This is a genomic window from Aquibium oceanicum, from assembly GCF_001889605.1.
GTDB classification, from domain to species: domain Bacteria; phylum Pseudomonadota; class Alphaproteobacteria; order Rhizobiales; family Rhizobiaceae; genus Aquibium; species Aquibium oceanicum.
Genome location: NZ_CP018172.1, coordinates 70,643 through 86,281 on the forward strand (window position 1 = coordinate 70,643; position 15,639 = coordinate 86,281).

At 61.4% G+C, this 15,639-nt stretch carries 14 protein-coding genes and 3 pseudogenes; 4 read left to right on the forward strand and 13 right to left on the reverse strand.

The window, feature by feature from the left end; all coding sequences use genetic code 11:
* Window positions 1–110: 110 nt before the first annotated feature.
* The 13 genes and pseudogenes from BSQ44_RS25740 to BSQ44_RS25800 all read right to left on the reverse strand — a co-directional run bounded on the left by BSQ44_RS25740 (window position 111) and on the right by BSQ44_RS25800 (window position 12,672).
* Window positions 111–2,144: a type IV secretory system conjugative DNA transfer family protein gene (locus tag BSQ44_RS25740; RefSeq protein WP_072608355.1), complete on the reverse strand. Its 2,034-nt coding sequence runs from the start codon at window positions 2,142–2,144 to the stop codon at window positions 111–113.
* Window positions 2,141–3,172 carry a P-type DNA transfer ATPase VirB11 gene (gene virB11 / locus BSQ44_RS25745; RefSeq protein ID WP_072608356.1) on the reverse strand — a complete coding sequence of 344 codons (1,032 nt, stop codon included), beginning with the start codon at window positions 3,170–3,172 and terminating at the stop codon, window positions 2,141–2,143. The genes BSQ44_RS25740 and virB11 overlap by 4 nt, the downstream gene beginning before the upstream one ends.
* Window positions 3,153–4,370 (reverse strand): type IV secretion system protein VirB10, encoded by a 1,218-nt coding sequence (gene virB10 / locus BSQ44_RS25750; protein WP_072608357.1) that lies wholly within the window; start codon window positions 4,368–4,370, stop codon window positions 3,153–3,155. The genes virB11 and virB10 overlap by 20 nt, the downstream gene beginning before the upstream one ends.
* Window positions 4,370–5,179: a TrbG/VirB9 family P-type conjugative transfer protein gene (locus tag BSQ44_RS25755; RefSeq protein ID WP_072608358.1), complete on the reverse strand. Its 810-nt coding sequence runs from the start codon at window positions 5,177–5,179 to the stop codon at window positions 4,370–4,372. Before BSQ44_RS25755 ends, virB10 begins: the two co-directional genes overlap by 1 nt.
* Window positions 5,176–5,871: a VirB8 family type IV secretion system protein gene (locus tag BSQ44_RS25760; RefSeq protein WP_072608359.1), complete on the reverse strand. Its 696-nt coding sequence runs from the start codon at window positions 5,869–5,871 to the stop codon at window positions 5,176–5,178. Before BSQ44_RS25760 ends, BSQ44_RS25755 begins: the two co-directional genes overlap by 4 nt.
* A 44-nt stretch (window positions 5,872–5,915) precedes the next feature.
* Window positions 5,916–6,925 (reverse strand): annotated as a pseudogene (locus tag BSQ44_RS27975) (TrbL/VirB6 family protein).
* A 9-nt stretch (window positions 6,926–6,934) separates the two neighbouring features.
* On the reverse strand, window positions 6,935–7,159 hold the full coding sequence (locus BSQ44_RS27680) for a hypothetical protein (RefSeq protein WP_072608360.1): 225 nt from the start codon (window positions 7,157–7,159) through the stop codon (window positions 6,935–6,937).
* A pseudogene (locus BSQ44_RS25775) lies at window positions 7,156–7,853 on the reverse strand (type IV secretion system protein). The gene BSQ44_RS27680 and the pseudogene BSQ44_RS25775 overlap by 4 nt, the downstream one beginning before the upstream one ends.
* A gap of 11 nt (window positions 7,854–7,864) precedes the next feature.
* Window positions 7,865–8,929, reverse strand: a complete 1,065-nt coding sequence (locus BSQ44_RS25780; RefSeq protein ID WP_072608361.1) for a lytic transglycosylase domain-containing protein — start codon at window positions 8,927–8,929, stop codon at window positions 7,865–7,867.
* Window positions 8,926–11,338, reverse strand: a pseudogene (locus BSQ44_RS25785) (VirB4 family type IV secretion/conjugal transfer ATPase). Before BSQ44_RS25785 ends, BSQ44_RS25780 begins: the two are co-directional and overlap by 4 nt.
* Before the next feature lie 2 nt (window positions 11,339–11,340).
* On the reverse strand, window positions 11,341–11,640 hold the full coding sequence (locus BSQ44_RS25790) for a VirB3 family type IV secretion system protein (RefSeq protein ID WP_072608362.1): 300 nt from the start codon (window positions 11,638–11,640) through the stop codon (window positions 11,341–11,343).
* Window positions 11,641–11,643: 3 nt separating this feature from the next.
* Window positions 11,644–11,916: a TrbC/VirB2 family type IV secretion system protein gene (locus tag BSQ44_RS25795; RefSeq protein ID WP_235633481.1), complete on the reverse strand. Its 273-nt coding sequence runs from the start codon at window positions 11,914–11,916 to the stop codon at window positions 11,644–11,646.
* Window positions 11,917–11,991: 75 nt separating this feature from the next.
* Window positions 11,992–12,672, reverse strand: coding sequence for a lytic transglycosylase domain-containing protein (locus BSQ44_RS25800; RefSeq protein WP_083535053.1), 681 nt, complete (start codon window positions 12,670–12,672; stop codon window positions 11,992–11,994).
* Between the two features lie 343 nt (window positions 12,673–13,015).
* On the opposite strand from BSQ44_RS25800, the gene BSQ44_RS25805 reads away from it, so the two are divergent.
* The 4 genes from BSQ44_RS25805 to BSQ44_RS25820 all read left to right on the forward strand — a co-directional run bounded on the left by BSQ44_RS25805 (window position 13,016) and on the right by BSQ44_RS25820 (window position 15,355).
* Complete coding sequence (locus BSQ44_RS25805; RefSeq protein WP_072608363.1) at window positions 13,016–13,618, forward strand: hypothetical protein; 603 nt, start codon at window positions 13,016–13,018, stop codon at window positions 13,616–13,618.
* On the forward strand, window positions 13,615–14,151 hold the full coding sequence (locus BSQ44_RS25810) for a thermonuclease family protein (RefSeq protein ID WP_072608364.1): 537 nt from the start codon (window positions 13,615–13,617) through the stop codon (window positions 14,149–14,151). Before BSQ44_RS25805 ends, BSQ44_RS25810 begins: the two co-directional genes overlap by 4 nt.
* Window positions 14,152–14,500: 349 nt before the next feature.
* Complete coding sequence (locus BSQ44_RS27980; protein WP_235633451.1) at window positions 14,501–14,842, forward strand: thermonuclease family protein; 342 nt, start codon at window positions 14,501–14,503, stop codon at window positions 14,840–14,842.
* 135 nt (window positions 14,843–14,977) lie between these two features.
* A complete protein-coding gene (locus BSQ44_RS25820; RefSeq protein WP_235633452.1) occupies window positions 14,978–15,355 on the forward strand; it encodes a hypothetical protein in 378 nt (125 codons plus the stop codon).
* Window positions 15,356–15,639 lie beyond the last annotated feature (284 nt).

Genomic DNA, 15,639 nt, shown 5'->3' on the forward strand with positions numbered 1-15,639 from the left:
ATCGGTCGTCGCGAATGGACCAGGTCAACGCTTCCCACGAGAGGACGGAGCCGCTTGTCCTCATCCTGACCGAACTGCCGACGACTCGGGCGGCAGGACCGCCTATGCGACTACATAGCGTCGGCCTCGGCGATCTCGATCTCGTCGGGGACGGTGGCGTCGAAGATCCGTCCCCAGTTTCCAGATTTCTCGCGCGGCTTTCCGGGTTTGACGGCCCCCGTTGCGAGCGACTTCAACCGCCGTGCGGCCTTGACGAAATCGGCGTCGAGCGAGCTTGGTGTGGCGTTGCCTGAAGGGCGCCGCACCGAAGCCCGTCTGATGGTAGGCACCGAAGCTTGTCCTTCAATCTCCCCAGCTGCGACACTTGAAGCCAACGACCTCCTGACGGGAAGTTTTGCTGCTTTCTTCGGACCGTCCGGTAGTTCCTTCGGCTTGGCAGCATCGATATGTTCTCCGACATATGCGTCAGTTGTCGCCGGCACCGGCCGGGGCGGCAGGAACTCGGTTGCCGGCACGTCCGGCACATGGGCCTGTGAGAACCTCTCCATCTCGCTGAACGGCGCTGTCCGGAAGAACCGCAGCTTGTCGGCGAAGATCGGCTCCTGCCCTTCGGCCATGATGACCATCTTGTCTCCGGGCATCTGTCGCACCTCCTGCGGCATCATCAGGTCGCGCTCGCGCAGTTGCTCCACCTTGGTGCGACGATGCAGGCCCATCAGTTCTATCGTGCGGGATTCAGTCTTGTAGCGGACGGTGCGCTTACCCAGGCCTTTCGACACGGCCTCCGCCGTTACCTGGTCGTTGGCGCCGAAGACCAGCTGGTAGCCGCAATTGCCCATGAGCGAGTGCCGGGATGTCTCGCCATAGATCTCGTCCAGGTTCTTGAGGTCTTGTATGACGAATGCCATCTTCACGTTGTAGCCAGCCACGTAGGGCAGCTTGGTCGTGATCTCACTCATCTTCTTCAACTGGCGGAACTCGTCGAGCAGGAAGTAGACCGGCACCGAGCGCTCCGGATGCTCGAGCATAAGCACGTCCAGAGTCTGCTGCACGAACAGTGCGAGCAACGGTCGTAGCAGCGTGATGTCGGTGACGTTGGGAGCGAGATAGATCGTGATCGGCCGGCGCTTCAAAGCGCGAAGGTCCATGTCGGTGACTGATGTCGCTGCCACGACACGCTCGTTGCGGAATGGTCGCAACGCCTTCTGAATGTCGAGCAGCGCAGATGCCGCGGCCCGCTCGGACAGTGCGATGTAGGCGTTGAAGCTCTCGACCGTGAAGCGGGATAGATTGGGCTCGTGCTCCTTGATGAAGGTCATCAGCGCCTGCAAATTGACGCCGCTGTTGAAGAAGCTGGTCACCTCGCCAAGTGTGCGATGCCCCTCATAGTAGACGCTCTCGTTGATGTAGCTGATCGCGCCGGCGATGACCTGCTGAGCAGTCGCCTGCCAGATCGAGTTTTCGGACTCGGTGATTTCGGGAACGAGGATTGCGGCCATATTCTGGATGTCCGTGGTGCGGTCGCCGCGGTCAGTCCGGATGAAATCGAGTGGATTGTAGCGATGCGAACGTTCCGATCCCGGCGCGAACAGGAAGACCTGACTACCCTTCGATTTGCGATAGCCGGCAGTGCTGCGAAAAATCTCGCCCTTGAGGTCGGTGACGATCATCGAGCCTTCATGCGAAAGTGCATTGGGGATAACGTAGCAGGCCCCCTTCCCCGAGCGTGTCGGCCCGATGATCAGGTGATGCCGATCGTCGTCCACGCGCAGGATCAGACGCCCGAAACGGCCGAGGATTTTCCCTTTCCTCCTGAACCATCCATCACGGCGAAGTGTCATGGCGGTCTGGAAACGGGCGTCACCAAGGGGGCTCGAGTTCGGTCGAAGACCTGCATAGGCCACGATACCGGCAACTAGCGCGGCTGGAAGAAGAGCACCCAGTGCCACAACGCGCAGGATGCCGCTGTCCCCATAGGCGATCAGCTGCTGAAACGGGGCAAAGGGATTTGTGGTGATCGTTGCCTGCAGGATGCGACCATCGCCATATAGCAGCTGCAAACCAAGACCATAGGCCAAGAGCCAGACGGCAAAGGCGACGGTGAGGCAAAAGCCGAAATAGAAGACGCGGAGCGACCCGGTCATGGCGCATCGGCCCGGCCGCGCGCGAAGAAGATTTCGGAGACGCCGCGACGGCCCCCTTCCCTTCGCAGCTGGATCACGATGGGGATGACACTCTGGATATAGGAGATCAGATCAGCCTTTGGGTAAGCGGCCGACAAGCCTGACTGCATGACCATCATGGCAAGCTGCTCATAGGCGCCAAGCGGCGTGTCGGCATGGACAGTCGACATCGAGCCCGGGTGGCCGGTATTGATGGCACGCAGGAAGGCGAAGGCCTCCGATCCTCTCACCTCACCGACGAACAGCCGGTCCGGACGCATGCGCAGCGAAGCCTCGAGCAACGACTGGATCGTCACGTTTGCCGTACCCTGGTCGCCGCGGGATGCGAGCAGATGGACCGCGTTCTTCTGTGGCGGAAACAGTTCGCGGGTATCCTCCAGCGTGATGATGCGCTCCTCGGGATCGACCGATTTCAGGCAGGCATTGAGGAATGTCGTCTTGCCGCTCGAGGTACCGCCGCTGATCAGGATCGACACGCGGTTGACGATCGCCGTGCGTATGAAGCCGTAGATGTTCCTGGCCGAGAGCTGGTCGATCAAGGCTTGGTCGGTCTCACTGAGTCCACCAACGGCGACCGCCACCTGATCAAGCGATCCCTGATCGCGATAGTCGTCGAGCGTGAAGTCGCTGATGACCTGCTTGCGGATCGATAGCGTGCCGCCGTCGGGCGCCGCAGGTGGCAAGACAATTTGGATGCGCTCGCCGGTGGGCAGTGCGGCACTAAGAATAGGATTTGCCGGGCTGACAAACTGGTTGGTGCTGGCGGCGACGCGTTCGCCGATGTTGACGATCTCGGCCGTGGTAAGACTCGGGATCTCGTGGAGTTCCATATGGGCCGTGCCGAGCCGCTCGACATAGACCTGACCCGGTCGGTTGACCGAGATCTCGACGACGTCGCGATCGTTGAGAAACGCTTTTAACGGAGCGAGCGCCCGAAAGAGAAAGTAGTGCCGGTTGTCGGAGGCAAGCTCAGTTGAGACCGCGTTCACGACGGATCTCCCTTAGCGCCTCGGTGACGGGATCCTCGTACAGGGCGGAGAAATCGAGGTCCTGGCGGACGACGACGAAGATGCGCTCGCCTTGGCTGACACTGATCGTCGGTGGAATTCGCAAGGAATCTCCCAATGCCTGGTTGGCCATGTCCGAAAAAGTCTGCGCGAGCGTCTCGCGCGCCAGTTCTTCTGCGTTCTGGGCATCGTCGCTATCCCCGGCCGCAGCCTCGCTGCCGTAACCAGTCAGGTAGCTGGCGCCGCCGCCAACGATCGACAACAGAATGGCGGCGCCGAAACGCTCGCGGAACTTCTTGTCAACGCGCCCGGTCAGACCCGCACGGCCGAGGCTGTCGGCGCCGATCGAATTCAGTCGGACCGATACGCCGTCATCGCGAAGCATGCGGGTCCAGACCACGAAAATTCGCGTCTGGCCACGTGTGATCTCGGACTGGTACTCGCCGATGAGGCGGGTGCCGGTCGGGATCAGAATGCGTCGCCCGTCGAAGGAATAGACGTCCTGCGAGACGATCGCCCTCACCTGCCCCGGCAGATCGCTGACGATGGCCGTCTCGAGGATGCCGGGGATCAGCGTGCCCTCTGGAACAAGCGCATCGATGCGCTCGATCTTCCGGGCTCTGGCGCTGCGGTCCCCAATGCTGGCTGCTGCGGCAAGGAACTTGCTGCTACGATCCTCGCCGGCGACAGTGAGCCCCTCACCCTCGCCTCCGGTCAGACTGCCATCAGCGCGCGACGCTGCGTTGTCGATGACAACCAGCTTCGATCTAAACCGCTCTGGGAACTCTTCCGCCGGCGGCTCGGCCGCCTGCTGTGGCGGTGGCGGTGCGCCTGGCACGGGCGGCGGTGGAACCTCGAACTCCGTCGTATCGACCTCCTCGACCGGAGGTGGGGCCGGCGGCGGGGGAATTTGCACGACTTCCGGCGCCGGAGGTTCGGGCTCGGGCTCGCCCTCGCGCACGAAGGATGGAGGACGAAACGTCGTGGTGGTGAACTCCTCATCGCCATCGAGCATGTCGCGGACCGGCGGCTGCCTGCCGGCGAGAACCAGATAGCCGGCGGCAATGCCCAGCAGGACCAGAACGGCGCCACCGACGAGTTGCTTACGTCGAACGGCATTGTCGGCGATGACCGGATCGTCGCCCTGACCGAGGGCCTCGAGTTCGGGGGAGCGCTTCATCAGTTTCCGCTCCGACGCCGGCGCTTGGCCTTGTCATCTTCGACCGGCCCTAGGATTCCCGGATCAGGTGCACCGAAATCCGGCTTTCTGAGATTGAAGATGCAGATCCACTGATCGCCATCACGCAAGGTGAACTGGGTCGCTGACCCGTCGACGACGATGTACTCCCCTTCCCGGCGGAAGTTTCGCAGCGTTTCGGAGAAATCCGAATTGACCGCGAAGATCGCCGGCACGCGTCGGTCGAATTTGAAGAAGGTCTTGTTGCCGTCATCGAAGACCATGAGCGGCTTCAGCCGGGCATCGCCCGAGAACGAATAGTCGATGTTGACGTTCGCCTTGTCGATGCCCGAGATGTTCGGCCAGGCGGCGCGCTGTTCGGCCTCCTGCCGCAAGGCGGCGTTGAGGTTTTTTTCCGGATAGTGAAAGCGGATTCCAAAGACCTTGCGGCCGGCCTCAGGCGCGAAATCATGAAGCTCAAGATAGTAGATGCGCTTGTCGGTGACGACGTTCATGTTCGTTACGACGTCCTTGGCGATCGGTTTGACGAACAGGATGTTGCCTTTCTCGGCCGGGACGACCTGCCAGCTTTCCGTGTCGCCGAGCGAGATCGTTTCGAACTTCTCGTCCTCGTCGAAGATGATCATGGTCGAGATGCCGTAGGTCGCAAAAACCTGGACGACGTTGTTCTCCTGATAGGTGACGCTGGTGACCCGTGCATCGAGGGAGCCGCCCTTCGGCGTCTGTGCAGCCATCGCCGGCCATAGCGCGCCGTGCAGAATGAGAGCAGCCGTCCAGCAGCGGCCCCTCATTGCGCATCTCCGGAGGTGACCGTTTCCTGATCCCGGCGGTAGGAATAGACCTGGAAGCCGAGAGGGTTCTCGAAGCGCCATTCGTTGCGGGTTGGCGTGTCCGTATAGCGAAAGCGCACGACCGATATCCAGTGACGGACGATCGATTCCGTGTCGCTGCGTTCGTTGGTGGAGAATCTGACGATCGCCGTGCTGGCATTCGGGAACGTAACCGACTTGATCTCGACGAGGACCCGTTTCAGCCGCCCGTAGACCTTTGTGGGGTTCTGCGCGTTGGCAGCGCTGTAGAGGGTCTGCAGTTCGCGCGCCGCCTCGTCTGCGGAGAGCAGCGCCGCGATTCCAAAATTCTCGGTAATTGCGTAGGGATCGTAGCCTTCGCGGGCACGGATGTAGCGCACGACATTGGCTTGCGTGATCGCTTGTTGCTCGGTGAGATTTGCCGGCCTTGTCAGGCCGGACTTTACCTCGATGTAGCCCGTGGTCCGGTCGACGGTGACGACATAGGGCTCGAAGCTCTTCAGAGGCAGCATCAGCACCACAGCGAGCAGGCTGAGCAGGGCAATCCCGGCAAAGACAATCGAGAAGAACCAGGCGACGCGCGCTGAACGCTTCGCCCGCTTGATGATCTCCTGCTCCCAGATGTCGCCTTGCTGGAAATAGGACCGCAGCGCGGATTCTGACTTGTCTGCCATCCCTGCCCTTTTCGTGTTGTTCGGGATCCAACATCAGCCTGGCGTCACGTCTGCCGAGGCGTTCCATTCGACGTGATCGCGCGCTGCATTGAGGCGCCGGCGCCACCCTGCCGCGGTGCGTGAAGTCGAGCCTGGACACGATGGACCGCTGCCTGCGTCTGGCGCGCAGACTGGCCAATCGCTTCCCGCCCGAGATAGACGCCGCGATAGGCGTGCCGGCGCGATTCGTGACCGATGGCGGTCGCAAACGCCCCAACGATGCCTTGCGCCAAAGACTGCACTTGGAAAAGCACGAACGCGCCGGCGATGCACAACATGATGAAGGCAGCGAAGTCGCTTAGCTTAAGCTCGCGATCGCCGGAGATGCTGTCGATCGTTGTTAGTTCCGGCTCCATCGCCGCGATCAGGAATGCGGCGATCACGTAAACGAAGAGTGGAATCATGGCGTAAAGGAGTGACTGATTGAGCCAGCCGACGGCATAGTTGCGAGTTGAATCAAAGAAGAAGCACGAGATGAAAATTGGCGCAGTGCCGAGGAGAACCCAGAGGATCACCTTCGCAAGAACCAGAATCCGAGGGCGATCGCGACGAAGATGCCCGCGAACAGCATGATGACGATGCCTATCAAAGCGGGCAGGACGGAGAGATAACCCGCCTGCTCCGAGAAGGCGGCGGCGGCGACGTTAGCGGTTTCCCAGATTTGCGACAGCCCGTTCGTGGGTTCGGTCACGCCCGTGCCGGACGCCGCCAAAATGGCGCGGCCGGCCGCCTCCGGCACCGTGGTCAGCCAATCATAGACAAGATCGTTGAAGTTCGACCAGGTCCCGACAAGCACGAGGATGACGAAAACACGCACCAGCCGGCCGATGATCTCGGCCACGCTGAGGCGTGACGTCCCGAGGAAAAGCTGCACCCCATAGAACAGGACCGCAAGGACGAAGAGCAAGCGAAGCAGCGGCTCGAGATCCCGGCTCAGTGCCTCGTAGGCGCTTTGCGAGAAATTCTGCCCCGACGCGTCGATCCGATCCAGCAGTTCGCCAATGAAGTCGTCCACCGCCCTGCCCTATTCTTCTTCCACGGACGCCAGATCCTCGATCGCCGCCAACGCGGCGGCCCTGTCCGTATTGACGGACATTGTCGGGCCGCACTCGTCCCCGGCGCTGGCATAGCTCGACAAATTGGCCGGTCGTTTGCACGGCGCCGTCTTCTCGCGCGGTGTGCCGCACCCGCTGGCGAGAACAGCCAGTGCGAACACCAGAGCAATCGAGATGCACTGCTGCCCTCTCATTCGTACCGCAGCGCCTTTTTGGTGTTCGACATGTCGGTCAGCTTGCGCTGGTTTTCGGCGTGCAACGACTGCACACCGGCGTTCAGCACGCCGATCATTTCGTTCAACGTCAGGCCCGTCTGAACCTGGAGCTGCGTATTCTGGTCAATCGAGCCCTTGATGTCCTCGGCCTTGCCGATGTCGCCGCCGGCGGTTTCGAGCGCGGAACGGCGCGTTTCGACGGCAGCTTGAGAACCGGTGATCAGAGCCGAGACGCCCATCACCGTCTTCATCAGCTCCTCATAGGATTTGTCGCTGGCAAGCGAGCTGTCGCTTTTCCCGGACAAGGATCTTACGAGTTGAAGACCATTGATGAAGAGCGTGGCGGCTTCCACGACCTTGGGATCGAGCGAGCCGAAATCGGCGATCCCACCCTTCAGGATGCTGTCGAAGGACGGCATGGAGGAGACGCTAAAGCCGTTGCCGATCGCGATATCCTTCAGGGACCGGCGTCGCCGCCGCGGTCGCCGGTTACGGCCTTCAGTGTCTCCTCTACGGTGGTGAGGATTTCCTTGTTCGTATCGAGGATCTTGCCGGTCTTTTCGGCGGTATCGCGCGCGACTGCGTAGTTGGTCTTGTCGATAACCGGGATATCGGCTGCAGCCGGGGCTATGCTCACGCCGACGAAGCCCAAGATTGCCAATGAACGTTTCATATCGATCTCCATCACTGAGTCTCGAGAAGCAGTTCCGCCTGTGCATCAATGCGCTGGACACAGGCCATTGCGTCGGCATCCCAGACGAAGCCTTCGCGGTCATCACAGAAGCCGGCCACCGGCCGATCATCGTCATCATTCCCCGTCTCGTAACGGGTCGATCGGTTCGTGCCGGACAAGTCGCCGAGCGTCATGGCATTGCTGGAATTGGTGAGATCGGCGAACGCCGTGCCGAGCAGGATCAGCCGGTTGATAAGCTCGATATTCGCATTACGGGCACCCGAATTATGATCCCAGCTGTCCTGGATCGTGCCCGAACCCATGTTGCCGAGTTGCGTCAGCCAGGACGTGACATCGCCGGACCCCTCGCCGATCGCAGCGGTCAGGCCCATCGCATTCATCGTGCTGGTCCGGGCGCCCGCATAGGCGCCGCCACCGCCATAGTTGAGCGGAATGCCGGACTTGTCCGAACCCCCGAAAGCCGGGAGCCACCTTTGGGTTATGTTGGCGACATAGCCCTGCGTCTCTTTGAATGGCGGGATCCCACCATATTTATTCACGTTGCCCGCGCCGGCATTGTATGCGGCAAGCGCCAGGGAAACATTGCCGTTGTACTTTCGAAGCTGCTGCTTGTAGTAGCGCGCGCCGCCGCGCAGGTTCTGCTCGATATTGTAGGGATCGACGCCGAGGTCGCCAGCCGTGCCGGGCATCAGCTGGGCAAGCCCGATTGCCCCCGCTGGAGATTTGGCGCAGGGGTTGAAGCGGCTCTCCTGGTAGACGAGCGCGAGGAACTGATTTTCGTCGACGCCCTCTTCCCGCGCGATCCGACGAACCAGGCCGGCGATCGCCGGGTTGGCATTCGCCGCTGCAACCGGATCATCCTTCCGGCCTGGCCGGTACATGGAGCAGGTCACGCTCTGATTGTTAACATAGCGCTCCTCGTCGACCTTCTCGATCTCGCCGGTTTTCTCGTCGCGATCCTCGCGCTCATCGAGCACGGTGCCGTCGATGGTGGGGATATCGGCCAAAGCAGGCGATGCTGCAAAGGCCAGAACGATGGACAGGCGTCTGATCATGCCGCTCGCTCCCAACCGCAGAACACAGGCAGCCACTTCGCCGGATCGTCACCGAACTGCGCGCGAAGTGCTGCACATTGCTCGATCGTCTCCTTGCGACCGGACATCACGCGCACGAGATCCGGCATGGAGGTGAGGTCGAGCCTGGCGATGACGGAGTCGTTGCCGTGCTTGATCAAAAATGTCCGCCGCTCGGGCGGCGTGTTGCGAATGAAGGCGTACTCCTTGGCGGTCAGTCCGAAGCGCCGGATGTAGCTTTCCTCGTCCGCACGCGGATTGGGAAAGTGCAGATTGGTCGCGGATTGCTCGATCAGCGTGTGCGATTGCGGCGAGCGTGCAATGTCAGCTGCCGACTGGGTCCCGAACCCGACGATCCCGTTGAGCTTCCGGATCGTCTTCATCTTGTCGACGATGTAGTTGGAAAAGACCGGATCCTGCAGAAGCTTCCAGCCCTCATCCATGAAGATGAGAACGGGCTCGCCGGTAAGCAGTTCGTCCAGCCGGTGGTAGAGGTACATCAGCGCCGGCGTGCGCACTTCCCTGTTGTCGAGGATGTGAGTCATGTCAAAGCCGAAAATTCGGCGGCCCGAGAACGACAAGACGTCCTGCGGCGCATTGAAGAGCCAGGCCTTCTCGCCCTCGAACCATGGACGTAGACGTGACTGCAGATCGTTGGCGTCGGAGCGCGCGCGACCCATCAACAGGCCTGAAAGATTGGCGAGCGTGCGCTGTTCGACCGGCTCCTGGCAGATGCGCCCGATCGCGCGCTCCAGCGTGTCGTCTTCTTCCTGGCTGAATCCGTGGCCGTCGGCCGGATCGAGCATGGCCTTGAGCAGGCGATGCAGAAACTCGCGATTTGTGGCCTTGTTTTCCAGTTGCAGCGGATTGAAGCCGGTCGCGATGCCGGGCTGGAGCACCTCATAGTCGCCACCCACGGCACGAATGAAGATCTCGGCACCGCGGTCCTTGTCGAAGAAGACGGCCCGCGGCTCAGGCAAGATCCGGAAGGCTTGCGCAAGCAGGAAGGTCAGCGCCACGGTCTTGCCCGACCCGGTCGGTCCGGTCACCAAAAAATGGCCGATGTCGCGCTGATGGAAATTGAACCAGTAGGGCGTCTGCGACGTCGTTTCGAGGATCGAAATCGGCAGGCCCCAGTGGTTGCCACGAACCGAACCGGTCGCGAAATTGTGCAGCGACGAGAAACCGGAAAAATTCGCGCTCGACAGCATGCAGGAGCGGGCGATGTAGGCGTGGTTGCCCGGCAGTTGCGCCAGAACGAGGCCTCCATGTTGAGGTCCTCGCGCAGCCAGTTGATGTTCATGTCGGTGAGACAGGAGCCGAGTTCGGCGACCGCTTTGTCGAGGCCAGCGAGGTCGCGCGACAGGCACAACAGGCTGAAATGGTGATAGCCGAAGACGGCTTCCTGGTTGAGCAGGCTGTTCAGTGCGAAATCGATATCGGTCTCGACGGTGCTGCCCGATTCGTCCGACGCGTGGATCTGGCGCTGCAGCCGCGAAATGCGCTCCTGCGCGATCGGCTTGTCGGCAAGCGTGAACGACTGGGTGCAGATGAACTCGTGGTTCATCTGCAGGAGCCCATCGAGCATCCCGGGCCCGGAAAATGGCGGATACTCCTTGATGGACAGCATCGCGCCGAAGCGATTCTCCGCCTCGGTCGGACCCTGCGCTTGCAATGTCCGCTTCGAGAAATGCAGACGCGACGTACCGACATAGCTGCGGATGCCCATGCGGGGCAGGCGCATCTCGCGCGCGACGCCGCAGGTGAGCAGCGTGTTGATGAAGGCGCAGGGCTCCGAGTACGGCTCGCCATCGCGGTAAACGACGCCAAGCGGACGCGCGCCGTACTTTTGCAATTCGCGCGTGACGTTGCCGACGATCTCTTCGAGTTCGTTGATGCGTTCGTGCAGTCGCTGCTCAACGACTTCTCTGCCGGAGGAGCGATCAAGCAGTCGCGAAAAACCTTCGGCGGCGCCGAGCGCGCCTCGCATGCCGGAACGGACAATCGTGAGGTAGAGCTCGTTGGTGAACATGCGTTTGTCGCGCAGTGACGCCATGTAGCGGGTGTTCAGGAGATCGCAGAACGCGTCAGAGAAGGTTCCCCGATCGAAGGCTTGACCTCCTTGCGGATCACCGTCGACCAGAGCGAATAGCGGCTCGACCCGAGCGCACGGATCAACGTGTTCTGGACAGCTGCGCGCATGTTGAGCTCGGCCTGATCCTCAGTCTGAAAGAACAGGCCATCCAGCTTGATCACCGAAAGGATCGCCCCGCTTTCGAGGCCGATAACGGTGTCTGCGACATGGCGCAGATACGGAATGTGGTTCGACATCGGCCGCTCGCGCCGGCGCTCACGACCAAATCCCAGCTCTTCGGCGACGACGTTCAACATGGTCATGGCCCATAAGAATTGGTTCGCCAGAACAGCCGGTTGGGCGTCCGAGGCGTTCGGCGGCCGACAACCTGGGCGAGATCGAGGATCCGGATATCGCGACTGCAGAGCGCGAAGAGAGCGAGATAGATCAGTGGTGCGATCAGCGCCGACCAGAAGCTCGTGCTCACCAGGAAGGCGATGAGCGTGAAGCCGACAATGATGTAGAAGGCGTTGAGCGGGATGCCCCACATCATCGGCGGCCGCGTGAGGCCGATCACCAGCGGCGTCAGTTGAGGCTTCTCGTCGGCGAATTCGACCATGGCTCAGTTCCCCACGGCCGCGATCATCTCGTCGACGATCGCCGGTGCGCCAAAGACAAGACCGATGCCGAGCACCACCGCGCCGGCGGTGAACCACGACAGACGGCCGGCGAAAGCGAGGAAACCGAGGGCAATGACCGCGATGATGGCAAGAAGCCGGCCGAACGGCCCGGTGATGAAGTCCACGATCATCTGGACCGCGGTTTCCAGCGGCGCAAAGGCACCAGAGGATTGAGCCAATGCCGGCTCCGCAAAGACCAGGCAAATGGCAAGCATCGTGGCGAATGCGATCGGCAATGGCACTGGCCGCGGAGCGGACGAATAGGAAAGGTCGTTCATGGTGGCCTCCGGCTAAAAATGCATGACACCGCCGACCCATTGGCGGCGTTCGCGCGATGTGATGACACCCTTGGCGGGGCCTGATCGCTGCTCATCAGCAACGTCACGTGGTTCGCTCGCAGTCGCACCGCGTCCCTCAAGGCCCATCTGAATGTTGAGGACTTCGGCGACGTACCCGATCGTTTCCTTGAAGGGTGGGATGCCGCCATGCTCGCGCACGCGTCCCTCGCCCGCGTTGTAGGCAGCGGCAACGAGAAGCGGATTGCGAAACTCGTCGGTCAACGCGCGGAGATAGCGGACTCCGCCATCGATATTCTGTTCAGGATCGCAGATATCGGTCACACCGAATCGCTCGGCCGTCGCGGGCATGAGCTGCATTGGCCCGCGCGCGCCCTTGGGCGAATTGCGCAATCGATCGAATCGGCTTTCGGCGGTCACGACCGCGACGGCGAATCCGGCGTCGACATTGTGTCGCTGCGAAGCCTCGATGACGAGTCGGGCGATCTCAGCAGGCGTTGCCGGCGACGGTCCGCACTCCGGAATCCCGGACAGAGCGCCACTATCAAAATGATTGTCGTCGAGTTCAGGTCCGAAGACCTCAGATGCTGGCACGCCGATCGGCTCAAGCGCCTGATGCCGGGGAACGATCTGGCCACCCTCCCCAGCACATAGTCGTCTGGCAACCGCGCCCAACGGGCTTCGGCGACAGAGTCGGCCGAGGACGGGACGTCATCCTGTTGCCAATTTTCTCTAGCGTCATGGTGCTGGAGACGCGTGGACGCCGACAGTTCAAACGCCAATGCTGCTCCGCCCGGCGTAACGCATATACTCGCGAGAATTGTCACGGCCAGGAGCGGCGCTATCGATGGTGATTTCGCTTGGCTTCCCATGGTCCGCATCCAAAGCCTTGTAACGACAGATGCGAGAATGGTTAGGCGAGAGAAAAAACAATGTCAATTTAATGGTGATTTTTTCTTGCAAAGAGAGAGGAGGCAGGTCAATGTCGAGCAAGGTGACAACCTGGAGGCGACTGCACATGAGACGAGCAGCCGTGTACGTGGCGGCGATCGGCGCATGCCTGCCGGCCTATGCGGCCGGGCCGGTGGACGAAGCCTATGTTCGTTCGCTCGCGGCACCGGGGAAGATCGTGCTGGTCATGGAATACTACGACGGCCAGGGAAACGTGTCAGAGCGCAAAGGCTATGCGTCAGCTTCCGGATTCAAGGCAGTGTCGCCGACTGACTTCCGCGTCGACGCGACTCTGACGGTGCATCTCTACGGGATCGAGCCTTGCACGGGCGACATGGTCAATCGCAAGGAAGGGTTTGCCGGGTCCTGTGAGGACTATGCGCGTCAGGGTCTGGCAACGCTTCTCCAGTCCCCCCGTGTGATCTACTGCCGCGCTTTTGTGAGTGAGACCGGTGCACAGGCGCAGGATGCGACCTGCTACGGCTACTACAATTATCCGGGTAGCCTCGACACCGTCGATATGTTCGAGGAGCAGTTGGTCTCGCTCGGCAGTCACCGCGTAGCGAAGCGACCGGACGGGACACCCACACGAACCGATCTTAAGGAGGCCGAGGACATCGGTCGGCGCGGCTACGGCATGTGGGCCGATCCACGGATTGCGGCACAATGAAAGCCCCTGCCCTCTTCTTGTCGCTGACCGCCAGTTTGATGCCGGCAGCGGCCGCGCCGCCTGACGGCTATTTTGAACTGAAATCAGGCGTGATGCTCGAAAGCGGAGACAGCTGGCAGGACAGTGGCCGTCACTTCCGTCTCTTCGGCGTGCAGGCCTGTCTGCGCGGTACCGTCTATACCGACAAGTCGGGCGCTCGTCGCGACTGCGGTGAGGCGTCCCTGGTGGTTTTTGCCGCATACATAGCAGACACCCATCCCGTCTGCGCGCAGGTCGCACAATCGGCCGGAACGGTCTTTGTGTCCTGCTACGCCACGATCGGCGCCGATCGGCTGGATCTCGCCAATTTGCTGATCTCCTCCGGGTTCGCTTTCGCCTCCCTGGACGAACGCGGCCTGCCCCATCACACCCCGTACGCTGTGGTGGAGCAGGCCGCCCGGGAAAAGAAGATCGGCCTCTGGCAATTTGACGATGTCCAGCATCCGGCGCTCCTGCTCGGTCAACGCGCAGCCGTCGGAGGGACGTCGCCGTGACCTCGATTGTCGTCAAGTCGAGCGTCGTGGCTCTGCTGATTACCGCCCTGCCCTATCCGGTCCAGTCGGCGGACATCCTAGGCGATCAAAGACAGTCTCCAGCCGAGTCCATATCGGTTCCAGGCGCTAGTCCGGCAACAAGGGTATCGGGCCGGACATCTGTTATCGATGGCCGAACGCTCTGGTTTCCGATAGGCCAGCACAAGGTACGGCTGGCCTCGATCGACGCCTGCGAATTGCCGCAGTGGGCCTACGATCCTCGTCGCCATGGAGACAGCACGATCCCGAAGCCGGTTCCGTGCGGCCCTTAGCAAAGGCATGGTTGAAGCGCGCGATAGGGAGCGCGCCAGTGACCTGCATCGTTCAGGCCACTGTTGCTGACGGTGCCCTCGTCGGTGAATGCTCGGTACGCGGCCGCGATCTGGCTCTCGAGATGCTGCGGGTCGGTTGGGCTCGGGCGACCTCGCCGGCCCCGGCCGATTATCTGACCTGGCAAAACTACGCCATGTCAGCTCGGCACGGGATTTGGGCAACTTATGTGCTCGACATGCCGGAGTGGCGACGCAAGGCAGTGGATCGGACGCTGGCCCGACGTCCGCTCGCTGATTTCAATCTGCTTGCCGAACGCGAGCTCGAAATCTCGCCCCCATTCGAGGATGCGCGAACGCGTCCCAGGCGAACCGACCGTTAGCTTGATTGTTGATCGAAGGAGACGGCTCATGCACTGTGTCTGGCAGTTTTCCATTGCCACCGTCATGTCCGCCGCGGCTTGGGGTTCTGCCGCCGATCATGCCAAAGCGAGCGAATGGGGCTGCGAGGTGCTTCTTTGCGCGTCGTCGTCGAATCCGTCTTGGCGCGGCGTTCCGGCCTGTCACCCACCGATGCACAGGCTCATCTCGGCGATGAAAGGCTGGGGGTTCTCTTGGCCCACCTGCCCGAAGCCGGCACCGGAAAGCCCGGCTATGAAGCCTATGAGGAATGTCCAGCCGGATGGAGCGTCGCATCAAGTAACCAGGATCATGGCGCAGCTCAGCAGGACATCTGCGTCCAGATCCGAGACACCTGCCCATCAGGATTTGGCGGACGTGACGGGTGTGAGCAGGCCGTCACAATGCCTCGCCCTCTGCGCCAGGATCCCTACTATTTCGATATCCGGCACGATGACGGCAATGTCACGCGACACTGGTTCAATCTGCACCGCTAGCCGTAGCGACACGGTAGCCTGTCCGGCTAAGCATTTGCTGTGGCGACTCGCTTCCAAACTTGTACGTCGCAGGTGGGCCTTCGCCAATTTCAATGGCGGTCCCCAGCGGACCCGGGACCGAGAGTTTCTGCAAGGTCCGACTTAAACGGACGCAGGGTCACTATGGCGCGTTGGACGTCGTTCCGCGGCAGCGCGACGGCGTTCGAGGACATGAGCGCCATCAGGTAAATGAGTTTCTCACGAGCGTCCTCGCCATCCTCCGGATCAAGAGCAACCACCGCTTC